Origin of the sequence: Maritimibacter sp., assembly GCF_016774595.1 — a bacterium.
Lineage (GTDB): Bacteria > Pseudomonadota > Alphaproteobacteria > Rhodobacterales > Rhodobacteraceae > Maritimibacter > Maritimibacter alkaliphilus.
Map to the genome: position 1 here is coordinate 482003 of NZ_JACBWT010000001.1, position 25422 is coordinate 507424.

The following is a 25422-nucleotide window of genomic DNA, read 5'->3' on the forward strand; positions in this document are numbered from 1 at the left end:
TTCGATCTTGCAGCGCCAATCGGTGCGGCTGGCCTTGGCCTGCGAGCTCTGTCCCTCGCCGCACAAGCCTCCGAAGCGCCGCGTGCCGCCGCGCACCGACGCAGGCCGTGCCCCGCCCAAAAAGGCCGAACCTCGCACAAAAAAAAGACCCCGCGAGCGCCGCGGGGTCAGTTGGTTCGCTTTTTGCAGCGGGAGGATTATTGGGCAGAGGCCAGCTGCCGCGGGAGTTTGAAGGTCCAGACGGTGCCACCCTGGTTGAGGTAGTTCACCTTCTTCGCGACCTCGCCGCCCCAGAGCGGAACCGCGCCGCCCCAGCCGGACACGACCGTCACGTATTGTTCACCGTCGATCTCGTAGGTGACGGGCTGGCCGACGATGCCGGAGCCGGTCTGGAACGACCACAGCTCTTCCCCGGTCTCATCGTCCAGCGCGATGAACTTGCCCTCGGGCGTGCCGAAGAAGACGAGGCCCCCGGCGGTGGTCATCACGCCACCCCAGAGCGGTGCGTCGTTCTTGTATTCCCACTTGATCTCGCCTGTTTCGGGCTGGATCGCCTTCAGTGACCCGATGTGATCCTCGAAGATCGGCTTGATGGTGAAACCGGCCCCCAGATAGGCGGCACCCTTCTTGTAGGAAATCGGTTCGTTCCAGATGTCCATGCCCCACTCGTTCGACGGGACGTAGAACATGCCGGTGTTCTGGCTGAAGGCCATCGGCATCCAGTTCTTGCCGCCAAGGAAGGACGGCACGGCGAAGACCATCTCGCCCTTCTCGGCGTCGAGCGGATTGCCCGGCCGATTGTCTTCGTTGTAGATCGGGCGCCCCGTCTCGTCGATGCCGGAGGCCCAGCTGATCTCGGACACGAAGGGCGTCGCGTTCACGAAGGCGCCGTCTTCGCGGTTCAGCACGTAGAAGAAGCCGTTACGGTCGGCGGTGGCGAAGCGTTTGTTGCCGTCCGCATCCTCGAACGCGACGACCTCGTTCACACCGTCGAAGTCCCAGCCTTCGCGCGGGGTGGTTTGGAAGTGCCATTTGATCTCGCCGGTGGCCGGGTCGATGCCCAGACGCGAGGCGGCATAGAGGTTGTCGCCCGCGTTGCCCTCGGTCGGGGTGCCCGCGTTGCGCAGGTGGCTGTTCCACGGGGCCGGGTTCCCGGTGCCGAAGACGAGCGTATCGGTGTCGGCGTCATACGAGCCGCCAAGCCATGTGGCGCCCCCGCCGGTCTTCCACATATCGCCGGGCCATGTCGCGTTAAGCTCGCCCGTTATGGTGCTTTCTTCACCGTTGAGCGTGCCCATGTGACCTTCGATCACCGGGCGGGTCCAGACCAGTTCGCCGGTCTCGGCGTCGCGGGCCTGCACCTCGCCCACGATGCCGAATTCACCGCCGGAGTTCCCGGTGATGACAAGGCCGTCGACGATCAGCGGCGCTGCGGTGTAGGAATAACCTTCCTTGTATTCGGCGATTTTCTTGTTCCAGACGGTATCGCCGGTCTTGAGGTCGAGCGCGACGATGCGGGCGTCGAGCGTGCCGAAATAGATCTTGTCGCCGAAGATCGCCGCCCCGCGGTTGATGACGTCGCAGCAGGGCAGAATGCCTTCGGGCAGGCGCGCGTCGAATTGCCAGACCTCTTCCCCGGTCTCCAGATCGATCGCGTAGAGGCGCGAATAGGACCCGGTGATATACATCATGCCGTCATAAACGAGCGGCTGCGTCTCCTGCCCGCGCTGTTTTTCGCCACCGAGCGAAAAGGCCCAGGCGGGCACGAGGTTCTGCACGTTGTCCTTGTTCAGCGTGTTCATCGGCGAGTAGCGCTGAAGATCGCGCCCCATGCCGTTGGTCAGGATGTTTTCGGGCGTATCGCGGTCGTTGGCGAGGTCCTCTTCCGTCACATTGGCGAAGGCCGGGCTGGACGCGGCAAGGGCCACGGTCGCCGCGACGGCGGCTTTGACAAATCTGTTCATCTGTATCCTCCCATGGATAGTCTGGCGTCCGACCCGTGATCCCGTCCGGGATCCATGATGTGACCGGACGCTGGTGGAGCCGCTTTCATGATCGGCAAGCCCTATCCCCGGGCAAATTGGCTAAAGGTCGTAAGACCCCTACGACCCCCTTGTTTTCAAGGGTTTCGCACAGCAAACCGCGCCTTGTCCTTTGGTCCTATTTGCGGGCCTTTCGCCCGCTTCTAGGATGTTCGATGCAGTCTTTTGGGTTCGGATCGTGAACCCGGGCCGGGAGGCCAACGTGAGAATGCGGCGCGCACCGATGCGCCGTGCGGCCCAGACCGCGCCGCCGCGACTTACTCGGTCAGACTGGCGAGATAGGTCACGATGAAGTCCTGAACGGTGGGATCGTCGATACCGACATGGCGCATCTTGGTGCCGGGAAGAAACCCGTCGTTGTCCTCCATCCATGCCTTGAGCGCGCCGGAGGTCCAGACGAACCCGGCGCCCCGAAGGGCGTCCGAATAAGGGTAGTCGGCAAAGGTTCCGGCTGCCCGGCCCAGCACGCCGTTCAGCAAAGGTCCATAGCTGGCCCGGTCGGCCTCGACCGAGTGGCAGCGGTGGCATTCCTTGTCGAAAAGCCGTTCACCGGCCTGCGCCTTTATCGCGTCGTATTCATCGGCAATGGCGGGGGTGGCGAGACAGGCGACGAGGGCGAGGGATAGACGTATCATTTGGAACTCCTGAGCCGCGACCTTGGGTGATCGCGGTTCTCAGGATCGGCCCGATGCCGCCCTGAACCCTTGATTTACGTCAAACAAAACCCCCGACCTTCGTCGGGGGTCATATACGACCTTCGTCGCGAATCCCGGTCAGAACAGGGTCTGATACCGCCATTCGTCGGCATCGGGCGTCACTTCGTCCAGATCGTAGTCGGCGCGGCGCAGGCGTTCTGCGACCGGAAGGCCCTCGTTCGCGGCTTCGTCCACCAGTCTACGTCCGGCCTCCTCATCCTGCGCGACGCCCCGGCCGCGCATGAGGTCGAGACCCCGGTTGAACTTGCCCACGGGATCACCCGCTTCGGCGGCCCGGCGGTTCCATTCGGTCGCCGCTTCCAGATCCTGCGCACCGCCCAACCCATTGTCGTCGAGCTGACTCATCCAGGTCATCGCGCCAGTATAGCCATCTTCGGCGCAGCGCGTGAACAATTCGCGGGCCAGACCGTGACGCCCGGACTTGGTGACGAGGTAGCCGGTGGAACACAGGACCATCCCCGATTGCCCGTCTCGGATATTCTCCATCACGCGGGCCATCGACATTTCGTGCGGGTTCAGCGTGCCGCCATCGTCCACCGTCGTGCCCTCGCCCAAATCCAGGGCGAAGTCTTCGGCACCGGCGGGCAAGGCACACAACAGCAGGGTTGCTATCAGCGATAGTCGGGTCATCGGGTATCCTCCGAACGGGAGTGTGCCACAGCCCGCCCCGCCCGTTTATCCGACCTACGTCGCGAAAATTCTACGACCCTGCCGGTCCCCCGGCCTTCTGTCGCACCATCCCCCGCCCCGGATCGTAGCCCCACAGCGCGATCCCCATGAAGACAAGTCCCGCCGCCACCGTGATGCCAAGCGCGAACCAGTTGGGCTGGACGTAGAGCGCGAAGCGAACCGCTTCGACCGCGTGGGTGAAGGGGTTCGCGGCGCAGATGTCGTGCAGAAGCGCGCTCGCCTCGGCCATCTTCCAGAGCGGATAGAGAGCGGAGGACAAAAAGAACATCGGGAAGATGACGAAGTTCATCACGCCCGCGAAATTTTCGAGCTGTTTGATCGTCGATGACAACGCGATCCCCAGCGCACCCACCATGAAGGCGGCGACAAGCAAAACGGGCGCGACGGTGAGGTAACCGAGCGCGGGAAACCGGATGCCGTAAACGGCTGCGATGGCGAGGAATGCATAGGCCTGCAACACTGACATCAGCGCGCCGGCAATCAGCTTGCAGGTCAGAAGCCACCAGCGCGGCAGCGGCGCGGTGAGGAGCAGCCGCATGGTGCCCAATTCGCGGTCCATGACCAGCGACAGCGAGCTTTGCATGCCGTTGAACAGCAGGATCATCCCGACCAGCCCCGGCACGATGTAGGTCTCGAAGGTGATATAGGTCTCGTAGGGCGGGGTGATTGACAGGCCGAGCGCCGCGCGAAAGCCCGCCGCGAAGACGAACAGCCAGATGAGCGGTCGCACGAGCGCCGCCACCAGCCGCCCGGTCTGCCCGAAAAAGCGAAGCCCCTCGCGCTGGCAGATCGAGATGAGAGCGGACAGCGCGTGTTTCATCAGGCGGCCTCGTCGGCCCGGACCGCGCGGCCCGTCATGGCAAGGAAATGTGCGGTCAGCGCGGGGCCCGTCGCCGGGGTGCGTCCCTCTTCCAGAACGCGACCATTGTGCATGATGACGAGGTGATCGCCCGGCGCCACCTCGTCGGTCAAGTGCGTGGCCCAAAGCACGCTCAACCCCTCGTCGCGGGCAAGCGCATGGACATGCGCGGTCAGGTCGTGGCGCGTCGGCGCGTCGAGACCGACGGTCGGCTCATCGAGCAGCAAAACCTGCGGGTCGTGCATCAAGGCCCGCGCGATTTCGAGCCGCCGACGGTGGCCGCCGTTGAGCGCCCGCACCTTTTCGCCCGCACGCTCCTCCATCCCCAGACGCGCCAGCGCCGCTTCGGCCCGTCCGCGCATACTGCGCCCCGTGAGCCCCTGAAGTCCGGCGAAATAAAGCATGTTACGCCAGACCGAGAGGTCGAGGTCGAGGGTCGGTTGCTGGAACACGACGCCCGTCGCCGCAAGCGCCGACCGGGTCGCGCGGTCCATGTCGTGACCCGCCAGCACCAGCCTGCCCCGCTCGGGTCTGAAGAGCCCCGTGAGCAGCCCGAACAGCGTCGACTTGCCCGCGCCATTGGGGCCCAGGAGCGCACAGAACGCGCCGGGGGCCACGTCGAACGACACCTCGTCCAGCGCCCGGTGCCTGCCCCAGTGATAGGTGACGTTTCGAACCGAAAGACCGCTCATCCGCTCCCCCTGACCCTGCTATTCGATGGTGATCTGAAGCGTTTGAAGGTCGCCGCGCGATTGCGGCACGCTCAGGGTGTAACTGCCGGGTTTGATCGCGACGAAGCCCACCTCCATCACGCCCGCCTCGTCGAACTCGAAACTGTCGATGCCGAGAGGGCGGATCTCAAGCCCTTCAACCACGATTTCGTCGATCCAGATCGCCCGGAAAAAGCCCGCGCCGACCAGCGCAAGCTCCTGCGACCCGTCCGCTTCGATCTCGATCTCGTAATAAGTGCCCGACTTTAGAACCAGCGGCGCAGCGGCGAGCGGCTGACCCGCCGACAGCATGATCGGCGGCAGGTCTTCGGAATTCGTGGCCGACAGGATGCCCGCCAATCCGAAGCGCGCGGCGGCACTGTCGTCGTCGGCAAACGCCGGAAAGGCGAAAACGGCGGCCGCCAGAGTCAGGGTGATGCATTTCATTCTCGGTCCTCCCATGAACCGGGCCAATGGCCACTCGTTTCGTCAGGGTCGCGTTGCCGCGCCCCAGGGGAAACGGCCGACCTTGATCGTCTTGATCGGCTCCCGTTGCACCACGTCGATAACGGTGACGTCGCCGGACACGCCGTTGGTGGTGAAAAGCCGGGTGTGATCCGGCGAAAACGCCATGTGCCAGACCCGCCGCCCGACGAGGAGGTAGTCTTCGACCTCGTAGGTCTCGGCATTCACCACGGCGACATGGTTAGACGGGCCGAGCGCGACGAAGATGGTCTTCTGATCCGGCGTGACTTCGAACCCGACCGGCTGGATCAGGTCTTCGTGCACACCTTGAATCGCGAAGGCGATCTTGGCCACAGGGGCCTGATCCGCCGTGGAAAACACCGAGACGGTTCCGCCGATTTCCGAACTGACCCACAGCTCGGTCCCATCCTTGATGAACTCGGCGTGCCGGGGCCGCGCATCGACCAGCGTGTTGGCGCGGATCGTCTTGCTGTCCGTGTCGATCCAATGCGCCATGTTCGTGGTCTCGGACGTGGTAATCACCGTCTTGCCGTCGGGCGACACGGCCATGCCCTCGGGTTCGATCCCGACGTTGATCTGCGCGACCACCCTGCGGGTTTCGACATCGACGACCGTCGTGACCGCATCGTCTTCGTTGGCGATCCAGAGGTGACGGTCATCGGGCGCAAGCACGAATTGCTCCGGATCGGCGCCGGAGGGAAGGTCGTGCAGAATTTCGCCCGTGTCCGGGTCCATCACCTGAACCGCGTTCGAATCCGAGGCGCAGATGAACACCAGCGAATGATCCGAGTTGAAGGTGATGCCGCGTGGCCGCTCGCCCGTGGGGATCGTGCGGGTCACTTCGAGCGTCTCGATGTCGATGACGCTGATCGTATCGTCCTTCTCGTTCGTGACCCAGATCTCTCCGGCAAGTGCGGGCGGCGACAGAAGGCAGAGGGCGGTTGCGAAGGTGCGAAGCATATCAATCTCCAAAGGCCGTGCAGGCGCTTTCCGGCGCGTCGAGGCCGAGGCTGTCCAACGGGTTGCGGGCATGTTCGAACCCGTCGAGCGGGGCCGAACCGACGACCGCGCGGGCGTTCACCACCGGGATCGGCTGGCGCATCTGACCGTTCCAGTGGCGAAAACTGAGGGGGCGGCCCTGAAACGCCGCAAGTTCGAAGGTATCGGACAGGATGTAGGCGCGCAGCGCAGGGGCGTCGGCGGTATTGGTGCGCGTCACCGCTTCGCCGATCACCCGCATGGCGGCCCAGGCGGCATAGTCGCGGGGCTGCATGTCGCGCGCCGCAAGGTCGGTGAACCGGGATTGAAGCTGCGCCGCCCCCCATTGCTCGACCACCGGCGCCCAGGCCACAGGGGTCAGGCCGGTGACACCGATCACCGGACGCGGCACCCATGTGTTGTGTTCCACGTAGCGAGCGAAATCGTCGGCGGCATCGGCCACCAGCACCACGTCGTGATCCTTGAACCCCTGCGTGAGCAGCGGCACCTCGGCCGAGGCCGTGCGGCGCAGGTCGGCGGTGTCGTCCCACCGGGCGTCCGAGACGATCCTGACCCCGAACTTTCGCGCAGATGCGCGGTAGGCGGCGGCCAGCGCCGCGTCCGCGCCCCCCGGTCCTTCGATCAGGGCCACTTTCGTCCAGCGTTTCGCCAACAGAACCTGCATCAGCGCATCCGAACGCATCGCGGCCTCGGTCGCGGTATGAAGCAGGTTCGCGCGGCAATCGGCATCACGCAGGCGTTCGGATGCGTCGGAGACGTTGAAGATGAGCGCCCCGGCGGCATCCGGCAGATCGGCGAGGCTCAGAAGCGCCTCGGCGTTCATGTCGGCGAGGATCAGATCGACCTGCCCCGCCATGTCACGCGCCGCCGCCACCACGTCGCCACCCGGCGCAAGCGAGACGATTTCGAGGGCGTAGTCATGCCCCATGAAGGCGCCGGTGGTCGCGTTGTCGGCCAACCCGAGCCTTGCCCCCGCGATGCCAAGGTCGGCGGGCACGGTGTCGAGGTTCGACAGAACCGCGCGCGGCGGTTCTTCGAGCCGAAGGTAGCCGACGCGAACCTGAAGCGGTTCGGCAAGTAGCCCACCCGAACAGGCCAGCGTCAGACCAATGGCCCACGGGGCCGCATTCCGCACGATCTTGCGCATCGTCTCCTCCACGCCGACGACGCTAGAGGAAGGACATCGCGACGGCCCATTAGACCTAGGTCGCAGATATGCCTTTTCCGGCGTGATTCCGGCGATTTGCGCCGTATCGGGCCGATTGGCTTGCACCAAGGTCTAATGGTGCGACGCGGCGGCGCGCCGATAGTTGGGCCGAGAAACGCGGAGGAACACCATGCAGAAACTCGCTCTCATCGCGGCCACGACGCTCGCCGGAACCTTGACGCTTGGCGGGATGGCCATCGGTCACGGCGACGTCACGCCCCAGCCCGTGAACACCGAAGCCCTGCCCGATGTGGGCGAGGAATGGCTGATCGAAAACCCCTACCGCGCCGAAGCGGTGGGCGAGGAAACCTGGTTGAAAGCGATCGAGATCGGGGCGTCGGGCTACACCCAGAACTGCGCGCGCTGTCATGGGCTTGGCGTCGTGTCCGGCGGGCTGGCCCCGGACCTGCGTTATCTGGAAGCCGCCGAATACGGTGACGAATGGTATGTCGAACGGTTCCGCCACGGCATGACCCAGAACGGGATCACTAAGATGCCCGCGTTCGGCGAGCTTCTGGGCCAGAAAGCCGCGTGGGCCATCCGCACCTATGTCGAGACGCGGCCCGATGACGGGGCGCTGGACGATCATGCCACGCGCCTCGGTGCGATCCGGGACGAGCTTCTGTCCGGGTCGGTCGCTGACCCCGAGGCGCTCAAGGTCGAACTGGCCGACATCGCCGCGACCGTCGAAACCGGCTCGGGCGCGCCCATCGCGGATTCCGTCGCCTTCGAGGCCTCGCGCATCCTGTCGGACGATCAGGCCACGTGGAAACAGGCGGGCGACATCCTGACCGTCGGCCTGTCCGCCGCGCATTGACGCCATGACACGCCTGTTCGCTCTGACGAGCCTGATGGCCGGTCTTGCTTTCGCGGGGCCGGCCTTGGCGCGTTGCGAGGACTATGTCCCGCAACCCAAACCGCAGAACACTTTCGCTCAGGACATCGGGCGGGAGTTCGACCGGATCATCGACGAAGGCTGGATCGAATTCGCGGTCTACGAGGATTTCGCGCCGTGGTCCGTGAAAACGGGCGGGCAGCCGGTCGGCATCGACATCGAGATCGGCAGGATCATCGCCGACGACCTGGGCGTCGAGGCGCGCTTCCGCTTCGTGCAGGCGGGCGAAAACCTAGACACCGACCTGATGAACTACGTCTGGAAAGGCGCGGTGGTGAACGGGCGCGTGTCCGACGTGATGCTGCACGCGCCCTATGACAGCGAACTGACCTGCCGGATCGAACAGGTCGTCTTCACCGGGCAATACGCGGGCGAGGAACTGGCCATCGCCTTTGACCGCGCGGCCTACCCCGACGGCGGCCCGACGCCAGCCTATTTCCGCTATGACACGGTGGCGGTCGAAAACGACTCGCTGTCCGATTTCTACCTCGCGTCGGTGGGTCGGGGCGCGGTGGGCGATAAGGTGCATCGGTTCCCGACGACCGAAGCCGCCATGACCGCCCTCGTCGCGGGCGAGGTCATGGCCGCGATGGGGCCGCGCGCGGTTCTTGAAGCGGGGCTGACCGAGGCACAGGACATCCACGTCCCACCGTATCCGGGCCTTGTCCGGTCGCGCTGGACGGTAGGAGTCGCGATCAACCACCAGCACCGAGATCTGGGATATGCCGTTGACTACGCTATCGAAAAGGCGCTTGCAGACGGGCGGATCGAGGCCCTGTTCAAGGCCCATGGCCTGACGTTTCTGCCGCCGGACCGCTAAAACCGGGTGAGGTCGCCGTCTTTGTCGACGAGCAGCACATCGGACAGGCCGAGGGCGACCTTGGCCTGTCCGATGTCGTCCCGCTCCATCAAGCAGAACGCGGTCGAAGCCGCATCCGAAAGCGTCGCGGAGGCTGCGATTACCGTCACCGTGGACCAGATCGCGCGCCCGCCTTTCGGGTGCAGGATATGCGCACGCCCCCCGATGGTCATGGCCGCGGGCGAGGATGTGGCGGCCGCCTGACCCGTTAGCGTGACCTGACCGATCCGCCCCGCCGCAGGGTCCACCAGCCCAAGCCGGAACGGCCCGCCCAGCGCGGCCTGTTCGCCCATGTCGACCAGCGCGGTCGAATAGCCCCAGCCCGAAAGCATCGCGCGCAAGGCGTCGGCGGCATAGCCCTGCGCGATGCCGTTGAAGGTCAGGGCCTGACCCTTCGCCAGCGTGATCTCGGTATCTGTCATCCGAACACGATCCAGTCCCACAGCGGACAGATCCGCACCGCGCCCTTCGGCCAGTGCGGCCCAGAGCGACTGCACCGTGGGGTCGAACACGCCGTTCGTGGCGACGTGCACCCGCCGCGACACCTCCATCACCCGGCGCAGGTCGCCGTGGAGCGGCCCCTTCCCGGTCAGGTTCAACCGCACCAATGGCCCATCATCCTCGTAGAGCGTGAAGCGCGCCTCGAGTTCGCGCATCCGGGCGGTCAGCCTGACGAGATCCGCCGCCACACGGTCGCGCGGGCCGGTCAGGTCGAGCGACACGTCACCGCCAAAGGCACGACCGCGCCAGACCTCGCGGCTCACCGCGCCCGCCGCCCCCGGCATCGCAAGGCTCGCCATGAGGGCCATGAACCTGCGGCGCGTCAGGGTCATGCGGCCACCTTGGTGCGGCGCTTTTCGGCAAGGACGAGCGGCACGCAGCGGGTCGGATCGTCATGGATCGACACGCAATCAAGGCACTGGAAACACTCGTCATACTGGATTTCGCCGGTCTTCTTGATCGCGCCGTAGCGGCATTTGACCCTGCACAACTGGCAGGGCGAGCCGCAGTCTGTTCGCCGTGCGATCCACCTCCGGGTGCGCAAGAGCCCCCCGATGGCCATGACCGCGCCCAATGGGCAGACGTAGCGACAGAAGCCTTTGAAAAAGACGGTGCCGAGCCCCAGCCAGAGCGCCGCATAGGCGACATAGAACCATTCGCGCTGAAACGAGACGGTGATCGCGGTCTTGAACGGCTCGATCTCGGCGGCCTTCTCGGCCTGATCGGGCACCACGAAGGCGGTCAGGATCAGCCCCGAAAGCGCGATGTATTTCACCTTCTTGAGCCACTGGTCGAGCCGTGGCCCCGCCTCGATTTCGGGCAGGCGGAGGGCGCGGCCGATGTGATGCGCGAACTCCTGCATCGCGCCGAACGGGCACAGCCAGCCGCAGAACAGCCCCCGGCCCCACAGCACGAAACCGAGGATCGTCACCGCCCAGATGAGGAGTGAGAACGGGTCGTAGAGCAGAACGGCGAAAGACCCCTCGCCGACCGCCGCGCGCAGGACGGCGAGGACCGTGACGATGGAAAGCTGCCCCTGCCCCCAGTATCCGATGAACCCCACGACCACGGCCAGAATGCCGAGCCGAATAGCGGTGAATGATCCGAGCCCCGCGAACCAAGTCATCCCCGGCCCCAGGAGCCCCAGAAGCACGACGAGGAACACCGACAGCGCGATCAGGTCTCCCTGCCGGTTCACGATCGCCTCCTGCCAGGCGGGGCGCAGTGTCACGACCTCGGGCACGTCGTAGAACCGCTCCGGCGCTTGATACGCGATCTCGAAATGCACGTCGCCGATTTCGGGTTGGAACATGCCGTGCGCACGCACCGCCTGCACCCTGAGCACCCATTCGGTGATCGGATCGAACCCCAGCCTGCGATCGGCCCGCAGGATCATCGCGGTGTCATGCTCCGGCACGCCGGGCAGGAAAGCGGGGAACATATCCGCATCCCGCAGCGCGACCGGGAAACCGCCCTGAACGGCGGAGACCCTGTCGGGCGCGGTATTCCGCACGAAATCCGCCGACACGAGGCCATGGCGACCGCCATCCATCACGAGGATCGGTTCGTCATCCGGGCTGACTGCATAAAGCCGCGCAAGCTCGTCCACCGTGTCCGGGGCGAAGATGGCGCGTTGGACGGCAGGCGGACCGATGTCGACCAGCCACAAATCGAGGAACAGGCCTTCAGGATCGGCGCGCGCCTCGGGGTCGTCCGAGGCCCAGATGGTGCCGGCAAAGGCCGCGTCGACTTGGGCGTTGGTCACCGTCAGGCGCCTTGCGATCCCTTCGTCGACAAGCGCCTGCCAGTCGAGCGCCTCGTTATATTCCATCTTCGGACGCGCCGGCGCGGTCGATGCCCCGCCGACCCCCGCCATCTTGTCCCGCGCGACCTGTAGCGCGGCGGCGAGAATGGATTCGTGGGCGATGCGCACGCTCGCCGTCGCCTTGGTCACCCCGTCCAGATAGACGAGGTCGGACCCACCGCCCGCCTTGCCGTACGGCACCCCGACGACAAGCGGCTGGGTGATCGAAAGCCCCGGATATTGTTCGAGAAACGCCCGAAACGGCGCCTCGCCCAGACCCGAAACGAAGACCGGCTCTTTCTGGGACAGGAGGCGGACGTCGATGATCGTTCCGTCGAGCTTGAGCAGAACGAGCATGTCGATGGGCTTGCCCGAAAACCCCGGCAGCGGGGCGAGCGGCCCGGTCTGGAAGGCATAGCCGATCTCGGCACCGCCCGAGTTCAGAAGATGGTAAACGCCGTCGTCACCGATAGGCGTGCCCAGCGCATAGGGCGGCACGATCCGCCCCTCGATCTCGGCGCGCGACGCAGGCGCCCATTCCGCCGCGACCGCGCCGGGCGCGCAGGCGAGCGTCAGACAGGCAAGCCAGACAGCGGTGATGATCCTCCACATGGGGCGACGCTACTCCCGCCCCGCAGCGCGCCCTATACGACCAAGGTCGAGCGACCTTCAGGACGTTTTGAACCTGCGCGAATAACCGGAGGATTGTCTCAAAAGGCGGGAACCGCGCGGCCTCAGTTGTCCTGAAGCAGCGAGCTGAAATTGGCCTCCTGCGCGATCAGCACGGCCTGCGTGCGGCTTTGCACCCCGAGCTTTCGCATGATCGCGGTGACGTGAGCCTTCACCGTCGTTTCGGCAATCGACAGTTCATATGCGATCTGCTTGTTCATCTGCCCCACGCAGATGAGTTGGAGAATGCGCGCCTGTTGCCGGGTCAGGTGGGAAATCCGCACGAGCGCGTCTTCACGAGCCGTGAGCGGCGCATTCGCGGACTGATGAGACAGCGCGACCTCGGGCGCATAGACCTCGCCGCGCATGATCTGGGTCAGGGCCAGCCGAAAGGTGTCGCGCGAGGAATGTTTGGGCACATATCCCGCCGCGCCGACCCGAATGGCCGACCGGACCACGCGCGACTCGGTCTCGGACGAGACGATGATGACGGGCGTCTCGGCGCTGGATTTCACGAGCCGGACCAGCCCTTCGAGACCGTGAACATCGGGCAGGTTCAGGTCGAGCAGGATGACATCCGGGGCCGTGGCGCGCGCGAGGTGATCCAACGCCGCTTCCAGCGTGCCCGCCGTCACCACATGCTCGATCCCCATCGAGGCCCTGAGCGTCATGGAAAGTGCGTCGCAGAACAGCGGGTGATCGTCGACGATCATTGCTGAGTTCAAGGCCCCCTCCGTCATGGTTGCGGTCGCCTGCGACGGGTCGCGGGGGTCGCCCCGCCACCCATTCGTCACGCATCGAGGCTAGCAACGCACGATCCCGCCTCAAATTGGCGAAAGGTCGGAGAGGTTCGGGACCGCGGAACGGTGTTCGATCTGGCGCCGCTCTGGCCACGATCTAGGGCGATCACCCGGCCCTCGGACCATATTCCATCGTGCCGATCTTCGGGTTGATGAAGGTGAACCGCGACCGACCCGACTCTTTCGACGCGTAGAGCGCCGTATCCGCATCCGCCATGATCCGTTCGGCATCCGGCCGCTCGTATTGCGTCGACAGCACGAGGCCGATGGACCCGGACACCCGGCAGGGCGTGCCATGGAACGGCATGGGTTCCTCAAGCCGTCCGATGATCCGCCCGGCGAGCGCCGAAATCCGCTCCCGATCCGTCAAACCGATGAAAAGGAGGACGAATTCGTCGCCCCCGACCCGTGCGACCACGTCGTTCGTTCGCGTCTCTTCCACCAGAACGCGGGCCACCTGACCCAGAACGAAATCGCCAGCCGCGTGGCCCAGCGTGTCGTTCACCGACTTGAAGAAATCGAGATCGAGATGGGCGAGCGTGAACGGAACCCGGCGCTCGATCAGCCGGTGGAGTTCCTGATCCAGCGCCCGCCGGTTGCGCAGCCCGGTCAGCGCATCCGTATGCGCCTCGGATTCCGCCAGTTGCTTGGCCCCGTGCAACCGTTCGTTCAAGGCACGGCTCTCGGCCATCGCCGCCGCATTCGCCTCGGCGACATAGAGCAGTTCGAGCGTCAGGTCGGTCGGCGCGAAATCCGAACCGGCGAGCCGGAAATCGCGCACTGCGTCGAAGGTCGAGATGCCGAAGGACAGGTTGACCAGCACACCCGCGTGGTCGGGCAAGGTCACCGCACTTCCGATGAATTGCGTTTGGGGATAAGCGCGCAGGCGCAGCAGCACCTTGCCGGTCGCCCCCTTTTCGAGCAGCGCCAAAATCTCGTCCTCGCGCGGGCGTTTGAGGTCGAACAGGTCCAGCATCCGCTGGCCGAGAAAGGTCTGCCCTTGCAGAACCTTGGCCATCGTGGGGCCGACCTGCACGATCCGCCCCTCCATATCGAGCAGGAGGTGAAGGGGCATGAGCCGGTCCAGTCCGCGGCCCGAAACGGTCACGCGCAACGGTGTCATGTCGTTCATCCGACCTGCCCCGCCGCCGTCAGCCCGCCTTCGCTCAGATCGAAGCCGCGCCCTTCGGAATACGAAGATTCGAGAAGATGGATGTCGATAATCTCGACACTTCGGCGGCGACCCACGTGGTCGAGCAGCACAAGCGCGCCGTAGTCGTCCGCCATCGCCCGCAAGAGCCCCGCGATGACATGCCCTGCGCCCCTGACCTTGCTCCGGCAGGCGAGTTCGAAGCGTCCGGGTTCGATTTCGTAGAGCACGAGATCCGGCAGGCCGATGTCGGGAACCGCGAGCGCGACACGCCCCGGCAGGTCTTCGAGCGAATGCAGGAAATCCTCGTAGTCGAGGCCGCCGAACCGCAGCAGTCGGCGCACCCGCCCGGACGGCGTAGCGGTGATGAGAAAGGTTCCGAAGTCTTCCAAAAGCGCGTCGCGCGGTTTGCCCAGAAGGATGGCGCAGCAGGACACGAGGCGATCCGCCAGATGGTCGTCGTATTGGAACATCGTCTCGAACCCGTCGAACGGCAGGTCGAGTTGATCCAGCGCCGCGCCCCATAGCTCCGCCCCGTAGGCGGACCTCACGAACATTTCGAAAGAACGGCAAATAATGCCATGCATGCTGGAACCCTCAATTAAGTCTTAAGACTAGAGTTGCGGGGTTAAGAAACCGGAAAAATCAGGCGAACGAAGCACCGACCGCGCGCAAAGTCGGCGTTCTCGGCGCAGAATTCAAAACAAATGTTATCAATAGGTTAACGCGATCCACCTCAGGTGGTGCGCTCAAAACCCCAACCAACCGGGGAGGTAACCGATGTCGGGCAGAACGACATCCGCATGTCCGGTGAGTCGGCGCTCATCGGCGTGACCCGTCAGCACCGCCACCGCGTGCATCCCGGCTGCGCGGGCGGCGACGAGATCGTGCAGGCTGTCACCGACCATCGCGATCCGGTGCGGCGCAAGGTTCATGGCCTCGGCAAAGGCCAGACACATGGCCGGGTCCGGTTTGGGCGCCCAGCCGCTGTCGGACCCGGCGATGAAATCGAAGGCCTCGACAACGCCCGCGCTTCCCAGATGCGCACGCGCCGGAACCTCGCCATCGTTGGTCGCCACGCCGAGTTTGAGGCCTTTGGCCCGCAATCCTGTGAGAAGCGGCACCAAAGGCACGGCTTCGGCCATCGGAGCGGTCGCGGCGGCGGCGTTCATGCCACCGATCAGCACATCCGGCGCGATGCCCAGAACCGGCGCGACGGCCTTGGCGACATCGTCGGGCGTCCCGGCGATCACGACCGATGCGTCCCGAAAGCGGCCTGTGGCCCGGTCGAACTCGACCGCCTCCGCGATCGCGTCCGCCAGCGCGGGGTCGCCCTGTGCAAGACGTTCGATGACCGTGTTCGCCCAGACCGTCCAGGTCGCATCGAAATCGAACAGCGTGCCATCCTTGTCGAACAGGATCGCATCCACCTTGCGGTTCATGTCCAGTTTACCTCGCCTCCGCCGGGCAACGCCTGCCGGGCCTGCATCGGCTGCGCATAGTCCAGCCCGGACGCATCGCAGAACGCCATGACCCAGGCATCGTCCATCGTGATGAAGTCGAGCACGGCGGCAAGGAACTGCGGATCACTTGCCCCTTCGCGCAACGCGCCCACGTCACCGCCCGTCGAACCCAGAAAGACCGGGAGCAGGTCATCGTTGCCCGCAAGCCAGCCAAGTGCCTGTAAACCGATGGTTTCGGCCATTTCCTGCTTCATCTGCCCCTCATCCCGACCGGGAGAAACCCTTTGTTAAGACTTCTTGGGCAAAGATTACCCAATCGCGGAGCACTTAATACAAAATCGAGCAGAAAAGAATGGGCGGACGCATCATCATCGCAGACGACCTCGTCACCGACCGGATCGCGCTCAAGGCGCGGCTGGCAGCGGCGCGGCACAGCGTGACACAGGCGCGCACGCGGGACGAGCTGCTGACGCGCGCCTTCGCCGACAAACCCGATGTCATCCTGATCGACATCGACTTTCCCGGCGGCGGTATCGCCGCCTGCCGCGCCCTGAAGGCCCGGCCCGATCTGGCCGAGGTGCCCGTCGTGATCTACGGCGCGGCCGACGACAGGGTGGCCCGGATCGCCGCGCTGGAGGCGGGGGCCGAGGAATGCCTGACCGACCTTCCGGGCGAGGCGCTTCTGCTCGCCCTTCTGCGCAACCTGACCCGCAAACGCGCCGAGCGGGAGGAGCTTTTGCGCCGTCAGCCCCTGGGCGCAGCCGACGCATTCGCCGAAGCCTCCGCCGGGTTCGCGCCACGCGCCCGCATCACGGTGGTTCCCCCCACCGCGACCGAAGGGCCGGGCTGGCGCAGCCGGATCGCCGCCGCCTCGGGTGCAAAGGTGACGCTCGCCACGTCTGCGACCGCGCTGGAACCGGAGGCCGAGGGCGATGCCTATGTCATCGCGCTGACATCGGGCAACCCAGGCGCGGCGCTTGGGCTTGTCGCGGAATTGCGCGCCCGACCGTCGACGCGCCACGCGCTCGTCCTGCTGCACACGCCGCGCGAGCGTGACGACACCGCCGACATGGCTTTCGACTTCGGGGCGGACGCCGTGATGCGCGGCACCTTCTCCAGCGCGGAACTGGCCGCACGTCTGGACCGGCTTCTGGACCGGAAACGGGAAACCGACCGGCTGCGCGCCCGCGTCGAGGACCAACTGGACGAGGCCTTGCGCGATCCGCTCACGGGGCTGTTCAACCGCCGTTACGCCGACGGTTACCTCGCCCGGATGCAGAAAGAACATGGGGCCACGCGCCGATCCTGCGCCATGCTTTTGCTGGACCTCGATCACTTCAAATCGGTCAACGACCGCTTCGGCCATCTCGCCGGCGACGACGTGCTGGTGGAGACCGCGCGCCGCCTGAAAGCCACCTTGCGTGAGATCGACCTCGTCGCGCGCATCGGGGGCGAGGAATTCCTTGTCGTGCTGCGCGACACCACCGGGGACGAGGCGCGGCTGACCGCCGAGCGCCTGCGGGCCGCCGTCGCCGATACCCCGGTCGACGCCCGTGACGGACAGACCCCAATTTCGGTCACCCTGTCCATCGGCATGGCGCTGTGTTCCAGCGCGATAAGCAACCCGCGCGAGTTGTGGGATCAGGCCGACCGGGCGCTTTACGTGTCCAAGGCCGGGGGGCGCAACATCGTGACCTGCGCGCCCGAACGCAGCGCGGCCTAGCGTTTCGGCGGCTTGGCCCGGTCCATCGCCCGTTTGAACCCCTCTTCCATACGCGCCGCCAGCGCCGCGCGTTCGTCGGCGGACATCGCGGCGATCTGCTCCACGACCACGTCACGCCCGATTTCGCCACGCCGTTCGAACAGTTCGGTCTGCGCGGCCATGACCGCCCGCAGCGCCTCCTCGTCGAACTCCTGCGCCCGCAGGATCGTCAGCATCGTGGCCAGCTGATCGGCCAGTTGCGCCCGGTTGTCGCGGTAATCCCCCGCCCGTTCGCGCAACGCTTGGACGGCCTGCTCACGGTACGGATCGGGCAGCGACCGCGAAAACGGGCCCAGCGCAGGATCGAAGGACGACCGCGCATCCCGTGTCGAGCGGCCCGGCGGACCCTTCGGCCCGTCACCATCGAACCGCGCCCCGACCACCACACCCGCCACAAGCAGGTTCAGCGCGAGCGATACGGCAAGAAGCGCCTTGGCCCAGATCGGGAACCCGCGCCGCGTCGATGTGTCTGTCCCGCTCATTGCGACATCGCCTCCTGATAAGTGACATAGGCCGAATAGCCCGGATAAATCTCTTCCAGTTCAAAGTCCGACGCCGAGGTGGAAAGCACACCACCCGTCAACACGGTCAGCGCCTCGGGCTGGGCCGCGCCGATCCAGACCCCCGCCGCCGCAGCCGTGGCCATTCCGGCGAGCGCGGGCCATCCTCCGATCACCGCCGCCAGCGCCGCGAACAATCCGCGCCGGCTGCGCGACACGGGCTTTACATGTTCGCGCGCGACCGCTTCGCCCTCGGCATCCGCCATGATCCGCGCCAGAAGATCCAAGGACGGCACGGGCGCGTCGGCCCGCCCCGCTTCGAAGAACTCGTCCAGCATCGCGTCGTCGCGACCGTTTTCGTCAATCCGAGCCATATCCCAACTCCTCGCGCCGGCCGGAGAGTATCCCGGCCAGCGTCCTTTTGCCCCGGGCGGTCAGGCTTTCGACCGCCTCGACGCTGATCTCCATCGCTTCGGCGATCTCGGGGTTCGTCAGCCCCTCGAGATGCCTGAGCACCACCGCTTCCCTTTGCCGGTCCGGCAATTGCGCCAGCGCCCCTTCGAGCGCCCGCGCCCGGTCGGCTTCGATCAGCCCCGCCACGGCCCCCGGCGCATCGTCCTCGGGTTCCGCCACGCTGTCGATGTCCACGCTTCGGCGCTTGCGCAGACGGTCGGTGCACAGGTTCGATGCCACGCGAAACAGCCACGTCGACACCTTCGCTTCGCCCTGCCGCCAATCGGGTGCGATCTTCCACAGGCGCAACATGGCCTCCTGCGTCACGTCCTCGGCCTCGGCCCGGTCGCCGCCCAGCATACGCGCGGCGAACCCCAGCACCCGCGGCGCAAGGCGCGCGGTCAGAAGCCGGGCCGCCTCACGGTCGCCGTTGCCATAGGCGACCAGAAGCGCCTCGTCCGAGACGTCTCGGGCTTGGTCGAATGCCATATCCATCGCGTCCGGTAGTAAACTCTGTCCCCTTCACGCGCGCAATCCGGATGGGCAGGCCCCCGAAGGGACCCGCCCCGGTCACGCAACTCTTAGTGCCGGTCGGGCATCTGCGGCATCCGCTCGCCCCCGCGCGGGCCGTGACCGTCCCGCATCGAATGGCCCTCACGCCCGCCGCGCTCTTCGAACCGGTCCATCCGCGACAGCACCTTCTGGCGCGCCGCATCGAACTCCTCTTCCGAAACCGCACCGTCATCGTCGGTATCGGCCCGGGCGATCAGCCGGTCGAGACCCGGCATCGCCTGCATCTCGGCCTCGTCGATCGCACCGTTCCCGTCGGTATCCGCGCGCTGGAGCAGACCGCTCGCCATCTTCTCGGCCCGCGCCAGAACCTGCGCATCCGACGGACGCCCCGGCACTTCGCCCGGCGCAGCGGCGTTCACGCGCTGCTGATACTTCTCTTCGAACCGCGCCACACCGGCATCGGTCAGCTCCTGAAGCGTGACCGACCCGTCGCCATCGGCATCGGCCTCGGCGAACCGCTCGGTCGCGCGTTGCAGAGCATCTTCGGGCGTAAGCGCCCCGTCGCCATTGGCATCGAGTTCGGTGAAACTCATCTGCGGTCCGCGCATCATGCCGCGCATGTCGTCCGACCGGTGCCCGCCGGGCTTGGCCGAGGCCACGCCGGTTGCGGCCAAAGTCAGGGCCGATGCGGTCAAAAGGCCGTAGCCCGCTATCTTGAGTGCTCGTTTCATGTCTTACTCCTCTCGGGGTTCAAGGTGTCCTGCCTTGAAGCCGGGCGTTTCTCGCGCCCTGCATGACCTTCAAACGGGCACCCTGCCCGGTTCCGTCGCACATGACGAAAAAAAACGTGCATCATTCCGCCGATCCGGGCGGCGCGACATATCGCGCCATAGGCAACCCGGCGCGAAGTCCCTAGGTAAACCCAAAGCGAACAGACCACTTTGAGAGACACGCATGGACGCCTCGACGACCGCCGATCTGGCACGCGCCACCGACACCGGCGACGAACGCCCGCTGAAACCCGCCGTCTGGCGCGGGTGGCGGCGCAAGTGCCCGCAGTGCGGCACCGGCCCGTTGATGAAAAGCTACCTCAAGGTGCGCGAGACCTGCCCGGTCTGCGGCGAGGAACTGCATCACCAACGCGCCGACGACGGCCCGGCCTATCTCACCATTCTCGTGGTCGGTCACCTGATGGTGCCGTTCTTCCACTACGGCTTCACCATCTTCCGCCCCGATCCGATGGTGCTGTTCTCGGTTCTGGCGATCCTCGCGGTTGCGCTCTCCCTCTACCTTCTGCCAAGGTTCAAGGGCCTCATGGTGGGGGTGCAGTGGGCCAAGCGGATGCATGGCTTCGCCCCGCCCGAGGCCAAAAGCGAAAACTGACGCGGGCGCTTCCCCCCGCGCGAGGGAGGCCCATGGCGACCGAGACCATCGACAAATCCAAGGTGATCCGCGACGCGGCCACCGTCGTGCTGATCCGTGACGCGGACACCAAGCCGCGCGTCCTGATGGGCCAGCGCGGCGCCAAGGCCGCGTTCATGCCGAACAAGTTCGTCTTTCCGGGCGGCGCGGTCGACAAGGCCGATCACGGCCTGCCGCTGGGCGACAAGGGGGCCGAGCCTTGCCGCACCCGACTGGGTGAGGACGCCAAGGACGGGATCGGCCCCGCACTCCTCGCCGCCGCGATCCGTGAGCTTTTCGAGGAAACCGGGCAGATCCTCGGCACCCCCGGCGACTGGCCGACCGCCCCGCCGCCGACATGGGAAGGCTTCGCGAGGGCGGGCTACCTGCCCTCGCCGGACGGGCTCGCCTTCGTGTTCCGCGCGATCACGCCGCCGGGACGCTCGCGCCGGTTCGACGCGCGGTTCTTCGTGGCCGACGCGGCCCGGATCAAGACCGATCCAGACGACTTCTCGCGGGCCGAAGACGAACTCAGCCACCTTCAGTGGATCGCACTCAGCGACGTGCGCGATTTCGACCTGCCGTTCATCACGCAGGTCGTGCTCGCCGAAATCGCGGGACGCCTTCCCGATCTCGATGCCCCCGCATCGGTGCCCTATTTCAAGAACGACGAGGAAGAGTCGCTTTTCATCCGGCTCGGCGGCCAAAGCCCGCTCGCCTGATCCTTCTTCGTTTCCGGAAACCTCGGAGGGGGGCGACGGCGGCTTGCCGACGTCGCGGGGAGGCTGGCCTCCCCCACCCGCGCGGTGTCTGCCGCAGGCGGACCCGCGCAAGACATGCGCGGGCGCACGCCCGCTCCGCTTGATACCGTCCACAGACCGCACGGCTTTCGGGCAAAGGCGCACAGGGCGCGGGCAATCCCGCAACACATTCGCCACACTCGGAAAAATTCTTTTGATCAAATTTGGCGGCGCGTTAACCTTTTTCCCATGGTCCGGCGTTGAGACTGCACGGACCCAAAGACAAGAACAGGAGGTCACGTGATGCAGGATGCGCTGGTCGCCGCCGCCAACGACCTTGTCGGCGATGGAATGCAGGAAACAGGCATTACGCTCACCGATACCTTGCGGCACTACATAGCGATCACCCTCGCCCGCTACATGCGCGAACAGGTGCATGTCGACGGGCTGACGATCCGGGTGGTCTCGGCGATGGACCGACGGGCGGATGCGCGCGAACTGCGGGGCCTTGCGGATTGCTGCCTCATCGCCTGCTCGATCTTCGAACGACGGCTGCGCCGCGCCGGGGGATCGCTGCGCCATTACTCCGGTCTCGGCCAGACCGCCTATGGCGCCGCCGCTCTCACCGAACAGGCTTACTCGTTCCCGCATATGCGCGACGTGATCGCCGCCGCGACGGGCCATCCGCCCGAAGGCGTGCGCGACCTGATCGAAGCCGCTCGCGCGGGGTCGTCCCATGCCTCGAAACAGCTTTCGGATGACGGTATCATCGCCTTCCCCACACAGCGGTTCCATCACTGACCCCCGGATATAAGAAGGCCCCGTCCGGCAAGGGGGTCGGACGGGGCCATTTCGCGCTGGTGATATGGGGGGGCAGGAACGAGCGCGAAAAACTCGGTAAGGTCTAAGGGAAATCGCGACGCGCGCCGAGGGTGCGGAAGGCGCGCGTCGCGGCCCGTTCTAGGCGGCGGGTCGCAAAAGCCCCCCCTCCCCCAGCCGGGCATCCGGGTCGGTCATGGCGGACACGAGCATACGTGCCGCCGGACCGTCATAGGTTGCATAGGGTGCCGGTTTCGGCGTTCTGGTCAGGAAGGCGAGTGTCGTCTCGCCAGGGATATCCGCCGTGGCCACGATCAGCGCGCCGCCATCGACGTGCAGAACCTGATCTTCGGCGAAATGGAGTGTAAGGACGGCGTGCACCTGCGCCGCATCCTGCGCGATCCCGGCGTAGCCGACCAGATCACGGGCCTTGAGCACCGCGAAGGGATCTCCGAACAGGTCTTCGGCCGCGTCGCTTTCGACGACGACCCGCTGCTCGGCCGTAAGCGTCATGGGGGTCGCGTTGCCGAGGGCCCCGGCGGGCACGACGACGGGCATGGTCTGGGACGAGGGGCGCAGGGGTGTGGCGACCGGCGTGCGGGTCACGGCGACGACCGGTTGCAGGCCGTTGTCGAAGGTGAGGACGAGGTCACCGACCGCGATCGCCTCGACCGCCCGCCATCCCATCGCGGTTGCGATCCGGGTGCCGGCGACAAGGCCGGTGGTGCAGTAGGCTTCGCCCGACACGTCGTCGGAACGCCCCGCCCGCTGGCGGCTGGCGCTTGTGGCGCGCATGTCGTGCATCCCGAACATCGGTCATTCCCCAGTCTTCGATCGCGACAAGACCGGGTGGCAGCCCATGTGGCCTCGTCGCTTGTTCACAGACTGGAAAGGCTCAGGGCAGATTCTCGGGCAGAAATAAGGTGAATTTTAGTCAATGTTGCGAATTCTCGCACGATCCCGGCACAGTCCGCCGCATTGTCGCCCCAAGCGCGACAGACTTACCCGTCGAACCGGTAGCCGAACCGCTCGATATCGGTGGCGCAGGCCTTTCCAACCGCCTCTCGGCCCCTTTGATCGTAGGCACTTCGATAGTCTCGCCCCCGATTCGAGGCGTTTTCATGGGCAATTTCGTGAAATTTCACCCCAAGTGTGGCCTCGACCAGTTCCAGATCCTCGCGCAAGTGCTCGAGCCGGATGAAATGGTCCCCGCGCTCGATCCCGTCCTGATCCTCGACATAGCGGCCATAGGGGTTCAATTCCATCGACCTCAGGATCATCGGGTCGGTCACGAAATCCTCGAAGGCCAGCGCCTTGGCTTTGCCCACCGCCGGATGATCGAAGCTCTGCGCCTGAAGCCAGTGATAGTAGCTCACCATCCGGTCCCACGGGTTGCGCACGAGGGTGAAGACGAAGAAATCCTCCATCTCCTGTTGCGTCACCAGCCCGTAAAGATCCGAGAGCATCGAATGCTTCCACAGCCGCCCGGATGTCTCGATCCCCTTCACCTTGCCGCGCCGTTTCTTCGCTTTCGGCGTATCGCCGAGCATGATGTCGTCCTTCATCGCCTTGTCCTCGAGCATGAGGGCCAGCGACGTGCCCCCCGTCTTGGGCGCGTGGACGAAAATGTAGCGGCGGCCGCGTGAAATGATCATGGGCCGACCCTAAACCCCCGGCGCATACGAAAAAACCCGGATTGACCGCGCGGGGCCGATCCGCCCTAATCGGGGTCCGAGGTTTTACGGGAGGGACATCATGGGTTGGCTCAAGGATGAGACCGGACTGGACAAGAACGCGGCGAACTTCGTGCCGCTCACGCCCTTGTCGCATATCCGGCGCGCGAACCGGCTGTTTCCCGAACGCACCTCGGTCGTCCATGCTGATCGCCGGTTCACTTGGGGCCAGACCTTCGAACGGGCCACCCGCTTTGCCTCGGCCCTCGCGCGCAACGGTGTCGCCCCCGGTGACGTGGTCGCGACGGTCATTCCCAACACGCTGGCGCAGGTCGAGGCAAGCTGGGGCGTGCCCGCCGCCGGCGCGATCCTGAACACGATCAACGTGCGGCTGGATGTCGGCACCGTCGCCTATATCCTTGAACACGGCGAGGCCAAGGTCGTCCTGTGCGACACGCAGTTCCTGTCGGTCGTGGAAAAGGCCCTGACCCAGATGAATGGCCCCAAACCCAAGGTGGTGGAAGTCGCAGCGCCCGAAGCGGGCTTTCCGGCCACGGGACGCCACGAGGAATATGAGGAATTTCTGGCCTCCGGCGATCCCGGTTTCGACTGGATCATGCCCGAGGACGAGTGGGAAAGCCTCGCGCTCAATTACACTTCCGGCACAACGGGCCGCCCCAAGGGCGTGGTCTATTCCCATCGCGGCGCCTACCTGCACACGATGGGCGTCGCGGTGGCATGGGCGCTGACACCCAAGACCCGCTATCTGACCATCGTGCCGCTGTTTCACTGCAACAACTGGTGCCACACCTGGACCATGCCCGCCGTCGGCGCCACCATCGTCACCTGCCGTGACATCACGGCCAAGGCGGTCTACGACGCCATCGCGGACGAGGGCGTGACCCATTTCGGCGGCGCGCCCATCGTTCTGGGCATGATCGTGAACGCGAAAGAGGCCGACCGCCGCGCCTTCGATCATACGGTCGAGGTCTATACGGCAGGCGCCCCGCCCCCTGCCGCCGTTTTGGCGGGGATCGAGCCTTTGGGGTTCCACGTCTGTCAGGTCTACGGCCTGACCGAGACCTATGGCCACATCACCGAGACGCTCTGGAAAGACGAGTGGGAGGACAAGCCCGACACCGAACGCTACGCGATCAAGGCCCGTCAGGGCGTGGGTCACGCGGATATGGAGGAGGTGACGGTGCTGGACGACCGGATGCAGCAGGTGCCGTGGGACGGCGAGACGGTGGGCGAGATCATGGCGCGCGGGAACGTGGTCATGAAAGGTTACCTCAAGAACCCCGAGGAAACCGCCAAAGCCTTCAAGGGCGGCTATTTCCACTCCGGCGACATCGCGTTCCAGCATCCCGACGGCTACATCAAGATCACCGACCGCGCGAAGGACGTCATCATCTCGGGCGGCGAGAACGTGTCGTCGGTCGAGGTCGAGGATGTGCTCATGCACCACCCCGCCGTGGCGCTTTGCGCCGTGGTCGCCAAACCGGATGAGAAATGGGGCGAGGTGCCCTGCGCCTTCGTCGAGTTGAAGGAAGGGGCCAAGGTCACCGAGGACGAGCTGATCGCCCACACCCGCGCCCAGCTTGCGGGCTTCAAGACCCCGAAAAAGGTCGTCTTCACCGAGCTGCCCAAAACCTCGACCGGCAAGATCCAGAAGTTCGAATTGCGCAAGATGGTCGCCGATTTGTAAGCG

The 25422-nt window shown here is 65.6% G+C and carries 28 protein-coding genes; 7 read left to right on the top strand and 21 right to left on the bottom strand.

Going from position 1 to position 25422, the window contains the following annotated elements; all coding sequences use genetic code 11:
* Positions 1-197 precede the first annotated feature (197 nt).
* From HOY44_RS02460 to HOY44_RS02495, 8 genes are all read right to left on the bottom strand, one after another.
* On the bottom strand, positions 198-1964 hold the full coding sequence (locus tag HOY44_RS02460; RefSeq protein WP_287432812.1) for a PQQ-dependent methanol/ethanol family dehydrogenase: 1767 nt from the start codon (positions 1962-1964) through the stop codon (positions 198-200).
* A 335-nt stretch (positions 1965-2299) separates the two neighbouring features.
* A complete protein-coding gene (locus HOY44_RS02465) occupies positions 2300-2677 on the bottom strand; it encodes a c-type cytochrome (RefSeq protein ID WP_287432813.1) in 378 nt (125 codons plus the stop codon).
* Positions 2678-2815: 138 nt separating this feature from the next.
* Complete coding sequence (locus HOY44_RS02470; protein WP_287432814.1) at positions 2816-3388, bottom strand: tetratricopeptide repeat protein; 573 nt, start codon at positions 3386-3388, stop codon at positions 2816-2818.
* Positions 3389-3458: 70 nt separating this feature from the next.
* Positions 3459-4268, bottom strand: coding sequence for a lanthanide ABC transporter permease protein PedC (locus HOY44_RS02475; protein ID WP_287432815.1), 810 nt, complete (start codon positions 4266-4268; stop codon positions 3459-3461).
* Entirely contained in the window at positions 4268-4999 is a 732-nt protein-coding gene (locus HOY44_RS02480) for a lanthanide ABC transporter ATP-binding protein PedB/LutE (protein ID WP_287432816.1), read from the bottom strand. The genes HOY44_RS02475 and HOY44_RS02480 overlap by 1 nt, the downstream gene beginning before the upstream one ends.
* Before the next feature lie 18 nt (positions 5000-5017).
* On the bottom strand, positions 5018-5464 hold the full coding sequence (locus tag HOY44_RS02485; RefSeq protein WP_287432817.1) for a hypothetical protein: 447 nt from the start codon (positions 5462-5464) through the stop codon (positions 5018-5020).
* 42 nt (positions 5465-5506) lie between these two features.
* Complete coding sequence (locus HOY44_RS02490) at positions 5507-6463, bottom strand: YVTN family beta-propeller repeat protein (protein WP_287432819.1); 957 nt, start codon at positions 6461-6463, stop codon at positions 5507-5509.
* A 1-nt stretch (position 6464) separates the two neighbouring features.
* The gene (locus tag HOY44_RS02495; RefSeq protein ID WP_287432820.1) at positions 6465-7649 is read right to left on the bottom strand and encodes a lanthanide ABC transporter ABC transporter substrate-binding protein PedA1; all 1185 of its coding nucleotides are present in this window, start codon (positions 7647-7649) and stop codon (positions 6465-6467) included.
* Between the two features lie 190 nt (positions 7650-7839).
* Here HOY44_RS02495 and pedF point away from each other — a divergent pair, with 190 nt between their 5' ends.
* Together pedF and HOY44_RS02505 are read left to right on the top strand one after the other, a co-directional pair.
* Entirely contained in the window at positions 7840-8526 is a 687-nt protein-coding gene (gene pedF, locus HOY44_RS02500; RefSeq protein ID WP_008335232.1) for a cytochrome c-550 PedF, read from the top strand.
* A gap of 4 nt (positions 8527-8530) precedes the next feature.
* Positions 8531-9424 carry a substrate-binding periplasmic protein gene (locus HOY44_RS02505; protein WP_287432832.1) on the top strand — a complete coding sequence of 298 codons (894 nt, stop codon included), beginning with the start codon at positions 8531-8533 and terminating at the stop codon, positions 9422-9424.
* On the opposite strand, the gene HOY44_RS02510 is transcribed toward HOY44_RS02505, so the two are convergent.
* The 7 genes from HOY44_RS02510 to HOY44_RS02540 form a co-directional block, all read right to left on the bottom strand.
* Positions 9421-10296, bottom strand: coding sequence for an FAD:protein FMN transferase (locus tag HOY44_RS02510; RefSeq protein WP_287432833.1), 876 nt, complete (start codon positions 10294-10296; stop codon positions 9421-9423). The genes HOY44_RS02505 and HOY44_RS02510 overlap by 4 nt on opposite strands.
* The gene (locus HOY44_RS02515) at positions 10293-12380 is read right to left on the bottom strand and encodes a 4Fe-4S binding protein (RefSeq protein ID WP_287432834.1); all 2088 of its coding nucleotides are present in this window, start codon (positions 12378-12380) and stop codon (positions 10293-10295) included. Before HOY44_RS02515 ends, HOY44_RS02510 begins: the two co-directional genes overlap by 4 nt.
* Before the next feature lie 122 nt (positions 12381-12502).
* Positions 12503-13177: a response regulator gene (locus HOY44_RS02520; protein ID WP_287432836.1), complete on the bottom strand. Its 675-nt coding sequence runs from the start codon at positions 13175-13177 to the stop codon at positions 12503-12505.
* Positions 13178-13343: 166 nt separating this feature from the next.
* Positions 13344-14369 carry a GGDEF domain-containing protein gene (locus tag HOY44_RS02525; protein ID WP_008335227.1) on the bottom strand — a complete coding sequence of 342 codons (1026 nt, stop codon included), beginning with the start codon at positions 14367-14369 and terminating at the stop codon, positions 13344-13346.
* The gene (locus HOY44_RS02530) at positions 14366-14974 is read right to left on the bottom strand and encodes a heme NO-binding domain-containing protein (RefSeq protein ID WP_287432838.1); all 609 of its coding nucleotides are present in this window, start codon (positions 14972-14974) and stop codon (positions 14366-14368) included. The genes HOY44_RS02525 and HOY44_RS02530 overlap by 4 nt, the downstream gene beginning before the upstream one ends.
* 162 nt (positions 14975-15136) lie before the next feature.
* Entirely contained in the window at positions 15137-15829 is a 693-nt protein-coding gene (locus HOY44_RS02535) for an HAD family hydrolase (protein WP_008335225.1), read from the bottom strand.
* Positions 15826-16104, bottom strand: a complete 279-nt coding sequence (locus tag HOY44_RS02540; RefSeq protein WP_287432840.1) for a DUF3572 domain-containing protein — start codon at positions 16102-16104, stop codon at positions 15826-15828. The genes HOY44_RS02535 and HOY44_RS02540 overlap by 4 nt, the downstream gene beginning before the upstream one ends.
* A gap of 98 nt (positions 16105-16202) precedes the next feature.
* Here HOY44_RS02540 and HOY44_RS02545 point away from each other — a divergent pair, with 98 nt between their 5' ends.
* Positions 16203-17573: a diguanylate cyclase gene (locus tag HOY44_RS02545; protein ID WP_287432841.1), complete on the top strand. Its 1371-nt coding sequence runs from the start codon at positions 16203-16205 to the stop codon at positions 17571-17573.
* Here the strand turns inward: HOY44_RS02545 and HOY44_RS02550 are convergent.
* From HOY44_RS02550 to HOY44_RS02565, 4 genes are all read right to left on the bottom strand, one after another.
* Complete coding sequence (locus tag HOY44_RS02550) at positions 17570-18094, bottom strand: periplasmic heavy metal sensor (protein ID WP_287432842.1); 525 nt, start codon at positions 18092-18094, stop codon at positions 17570-17572. The genes HOY44_RS02545 and HOY44_RS02550 overlap by 4 nt on opposite strands.
* The gene (locus HOY44_RS02555; protein ID WP_287432843.1) at positions 18091-18486 is read right to left on the bottom strand and encodes a hypothetical protein; all 396 of its coding nucleotides are present in this window, start codon (positions 18484-18486) and stop codon (positions 18091-18093) included. Before HOY44_RS02555 ends, HOY44_RS02550 begins: the two co-directional genes overlap by 4 nt.
* Positions 18473-19060: an RNA polymerase sigma factor gene (locus HOY44_RS02560; RefSeq protein ID WP_287432844.1), complete on the bottom strand. Its 588-nt coding sequence runs from the start codon at positions 19058-19060 to the stop codon at positions 18473-18475. Before HOY44_RS02560 ends, HOY44_RS02555 begins: the two co-directional genes overlap by 14 nt.
* A gap of 86 nt (positions 19061-19146) precedes the next feature.
* Positions 19147-19809 (bottom strand): EF-hand domain-containing protein, encoded by a 663-nt coding sequence (locus tag HOY44_RS02565; protein WP_287432845.1) that lies wholly within the window; start codon positions 19807-19809, stop codon positions 19147-19149.
* Positions 19810-20032: 223 nt separating this feature from the next.
* On the opposite strand from HOY44_RS02565, the gene HOY44_RS02570 reads away from it, so the two are divergent.
* The 3 genes from HOY44_RS02570 to HOY44_RS02580 all read left to right on the top strand — a co-directional run bounded on the left by HOY44_RS02570 (position 20033) and on the right by HOY44_RS02580 (position 22020).
* Entirely contained in the window at positions 20033-20461 is a 429-nt protein-coding gene (locus HOY44_RS02570; RefSeq protein ID WP_008335213.1) for a DUF983 domain-containing protein, read from the top strand.
* A gap of 32 nt (positions 20462-20493) precedes the next feature.
* A complete protein-coding gene (locus HOY44_RS02575) occupies positions 20494-21201 on the top strand; it encodes an NUDIX hydrolase (RefSeq protein WP_287432846.1) in 708 nt (235 codons plus the stop codon).
* A 321-nt stretch (positions 21202-21522) separates the two neighbouring features.
* Positions 21523-22020: a hypothetical protein gene (locus tag HOY44_RS02580; protein WP_008335210.1), complete on the top strand. Its 498-nt coding sequence runs from the start codon at positions 21523-21525 to the stop codon at positions 22018-22020.
* Positions 22021-22179: 159 nt separating this feature from the next.
* Here HOY44_RS02580 and HOY44_RS02585 read toward each other — a convergent pair whose 3' ends face one another.
* Both HOY44_RS02585 and HOY44_RS02590 read right to left on the bottom strand, forming a co-directional pair.
* A complete protein-coding gene (locus HOY44_RS02585) occupies positions 22180-22833 on the bottom strand; it encodes a Hint domain-containing protein (protein WP_287432847.1) in 654 nt (217 codons plus the stop codon).
* Between the two features lie 206 nt (positions 22834-23039).
* Complete coding sequence (locus HOY44_RS02590) at positions 23040-23693, bottom strand: sulfotransferase family 2 domain-containing protein (protein ID WP_287432848.1); 654 nt, start codon at positions 23691-23693, stop codon at positions 23040-23042.
* A gap of 100 nt (positions 23694-23793) precedes the next feature.
* Between HOY44_RS02590 and HOY44_RS02595 the strand changes: the two genes are divergently transcribed.
* Positions 23794-25419 carry a long-chain-fatty-acid--CoA ligase gene (locus HOY44_RS02595; RefSeq protein WP_287432849.1) on the top strand — a complete coding sequence of 542 codons (1626 nt, stop codon included), beginning with the start codon at positions 23794-23796 and terminating at the stop codon, positions 25417-25419.
* Positions 25420-25422: the final 3 nt, after the last annotated feature.

Bases quoted from the DNA above. Each gene is read 5' to 3' on its own strand.
- HOY44_RS02460 (WP_287432812.1), bottom strand. From the start codon at position 1,964: ATGAACAGATTTGTCAAAGCCGCCGTCGCGGCGACCGTGGCCCTTGCC.
- HOY44_RS02465 (WP_287432813.1), bottom strand. From the start codon at position 2,677: ATGATACGTCTATCCCTCGCCCTCGTCGCCTGTCTCGCCACCCCCGCC.
- HOY44_RS02470 (WP_287432814.1), bottom strand. From the start codon at position 3,388: ATGACCCGACTATCGCTGATAGCAACCCTGCTGTTGTGTGCCTTGCCC.
- HOY44_RS02475 (WP_287432815.1), bottom strand. From the start codon at position 4,268: ATGAAACACGCGCTGTCCGCTCTCATCTCGATCTGCCAGCGCGAGGGG.
- HOY44_RS02480 (WP_287432816.1), bottom strand. From the start codon at position 4,999: ATGAGCGGTCTTTCGGTTCGAAACGTCACCTATCACTGGGGCAGGCAC.
- HOY44_RS02485 (WP_287432817.1), bottom strand. From the start codon at position 5,464: ATGAAATGCATCACCCTGACTCTGGCGGCCGCCGTTTTCGCCTTTCCG.
- HOY44_RS02490 (WP_287432819.1), bottom strand. From the start codon at position 6,463: ATGCTTCGCACCTTCGCAACCGCCCTCTGCCTTCTGTCGCCGCCCGCA.
- HOY44_RS02495 (WP_287432820.1), bottom strand. From the start codon at position 7,649: ATGCGCAAGATCGTGCGGAATGCGGCCCCGTGGGCCATTGGTCTGACG.
- pedF (WP_008335232.1), top strand. From the start codon at position 7,840: ATGCAGAAACTCGCTCTCATCGCGGCCACGACGCTCGCCGGAACCTTG.
- HOY44_RS02505 (WP_287432832.1), top strand. From the start codon at position 8,531: ATGACACGCCTGTTCGCTCTGACGAGCCTGATGGCCGGTCTTGCTTTC.
- HOY44_RS02510 (WP_287432833.1), bottom strand. From the start codon at position 10,296: ATGACCCTGACGCGCCGCAGGTTCATGGCCCTCATGGCGAGCCTTGCG.
- HOY44_RS02515 (WP_287432834.1), bottom strand. From the start codon at position 12,380: ATGTGGAGGATCATCACCGCTGTCTGGCTTGCCTGTCTGACGCTCGCC.
- HOY44_RS02520 (WP_287432836.1), bottom strand. From the start codon at position 13,177: ATGACGGAGGGGGCCTTGAACTCAGCAATGATCGTCGACGATCACCCG.
- HOY44_RS02525 (WP_008335227.1), bottom strand. From the start codon at position 14,369: ATGAACGACATGACACCGTTGCGCGTGACCGTTTCGGGCCGCGGACTG.
- HOY44_RS02530 (WP_287432838.1), bottom strand. From the start codon at position 14,974: ATGCATGGCATTATTTGCCGTTCTTTCGAAATGTTCGTGAGGTCCGCC.
- HOY44_RS02535 (WP_008335225.1), bottom strand. From the start codon at position 15,829: ATGAACCGCAAGGTGGATGCGATCCTGTTCGACAAGGATGGCACGCTG.
- HOY44_RS02540 (WP_287432840.1), bottom strand. From the start codon at position 16,104: ATGAAGCAGGAAATGGCCGAAACCATCGGTTTACAGGCACTTGGCTGG.
- HOY44_RS02545 (WP_287432841.1), top strand. From the start codon at position 16,203: ATGGGCGGACGCATCATCATCGCAGACGACCTCGTCACCGACCGGATC.
- HOY44_RS02550 (WP_287432842.1), bottom strand. From the start codon at position 18,094: ATGAGCGGGACAGACACATCGACGCGGCGCGGGTTCCCGATCTGGGCC.
- HOY44_RS02555 (WP_287432843.1), bottom strand. From the start codon at position 18,486: ATGGCTCGGATTGACGAAAACGGTCGCGACGACGCGATGCTGGACGAG.
- HOY44_RS02560 (WP_287432844.1), bottom strand. From the start codon at position 19,060: ATGGATATGGCATTCGACCAAGCCCGAGACGTCTCGGACGAGGCGCTT.
- HOY44_RS02565 (WP_287432845.1), bottom strand. From the start codon at position 19,809: ATGAAACGAGCACTCAAGATAGCGGGCTACGGCCTTTTGACCGCATCG.
- HOY44_RS02570 (WP_008335213.1), top strand. From the start codon at position 20,033: ATGGACGCCTCGACGACCGCCGATCTGGCACGCGCCACCGACACCGGC.
- HOY44_RS02575 (WP_287432846.1), top strand. From the start codon at position 20,494: ATGGCGACCGAGACCATCGACAAATCCAAGGTGATCCGCGACGCGGCC.
- HOY44_RS02580 (WP_008335210.1), top strand. From the start codon at position 21,523: ATGCAGGATGCGCTGGTCGCCGCCGCCAACGACCTTGTCGGCGATGGA.
- HOY44_RS02585 (WP_287432847.1), bottom strand. From the start codon at position 22,833: ATGCGCGCCACAAGCGCCAGCCGCCAGCGGGCGGGGCGTTCCGACGAC.
- HOY44_RS02590 (WP_287432848.1), bottom strand. From the start codon at position 23,693: ATGATCATTTCACGCGGCCGCCGCTACATTTTCGTCCACGCGCCCAAG.
- HOY44_RS02595 (WP_287432849.1), top strand. From the start codon at position 23,794: ATGGGTTGGCTCAAGGATGAGACCGGACTGGACAAGAACGCGGCGAAC.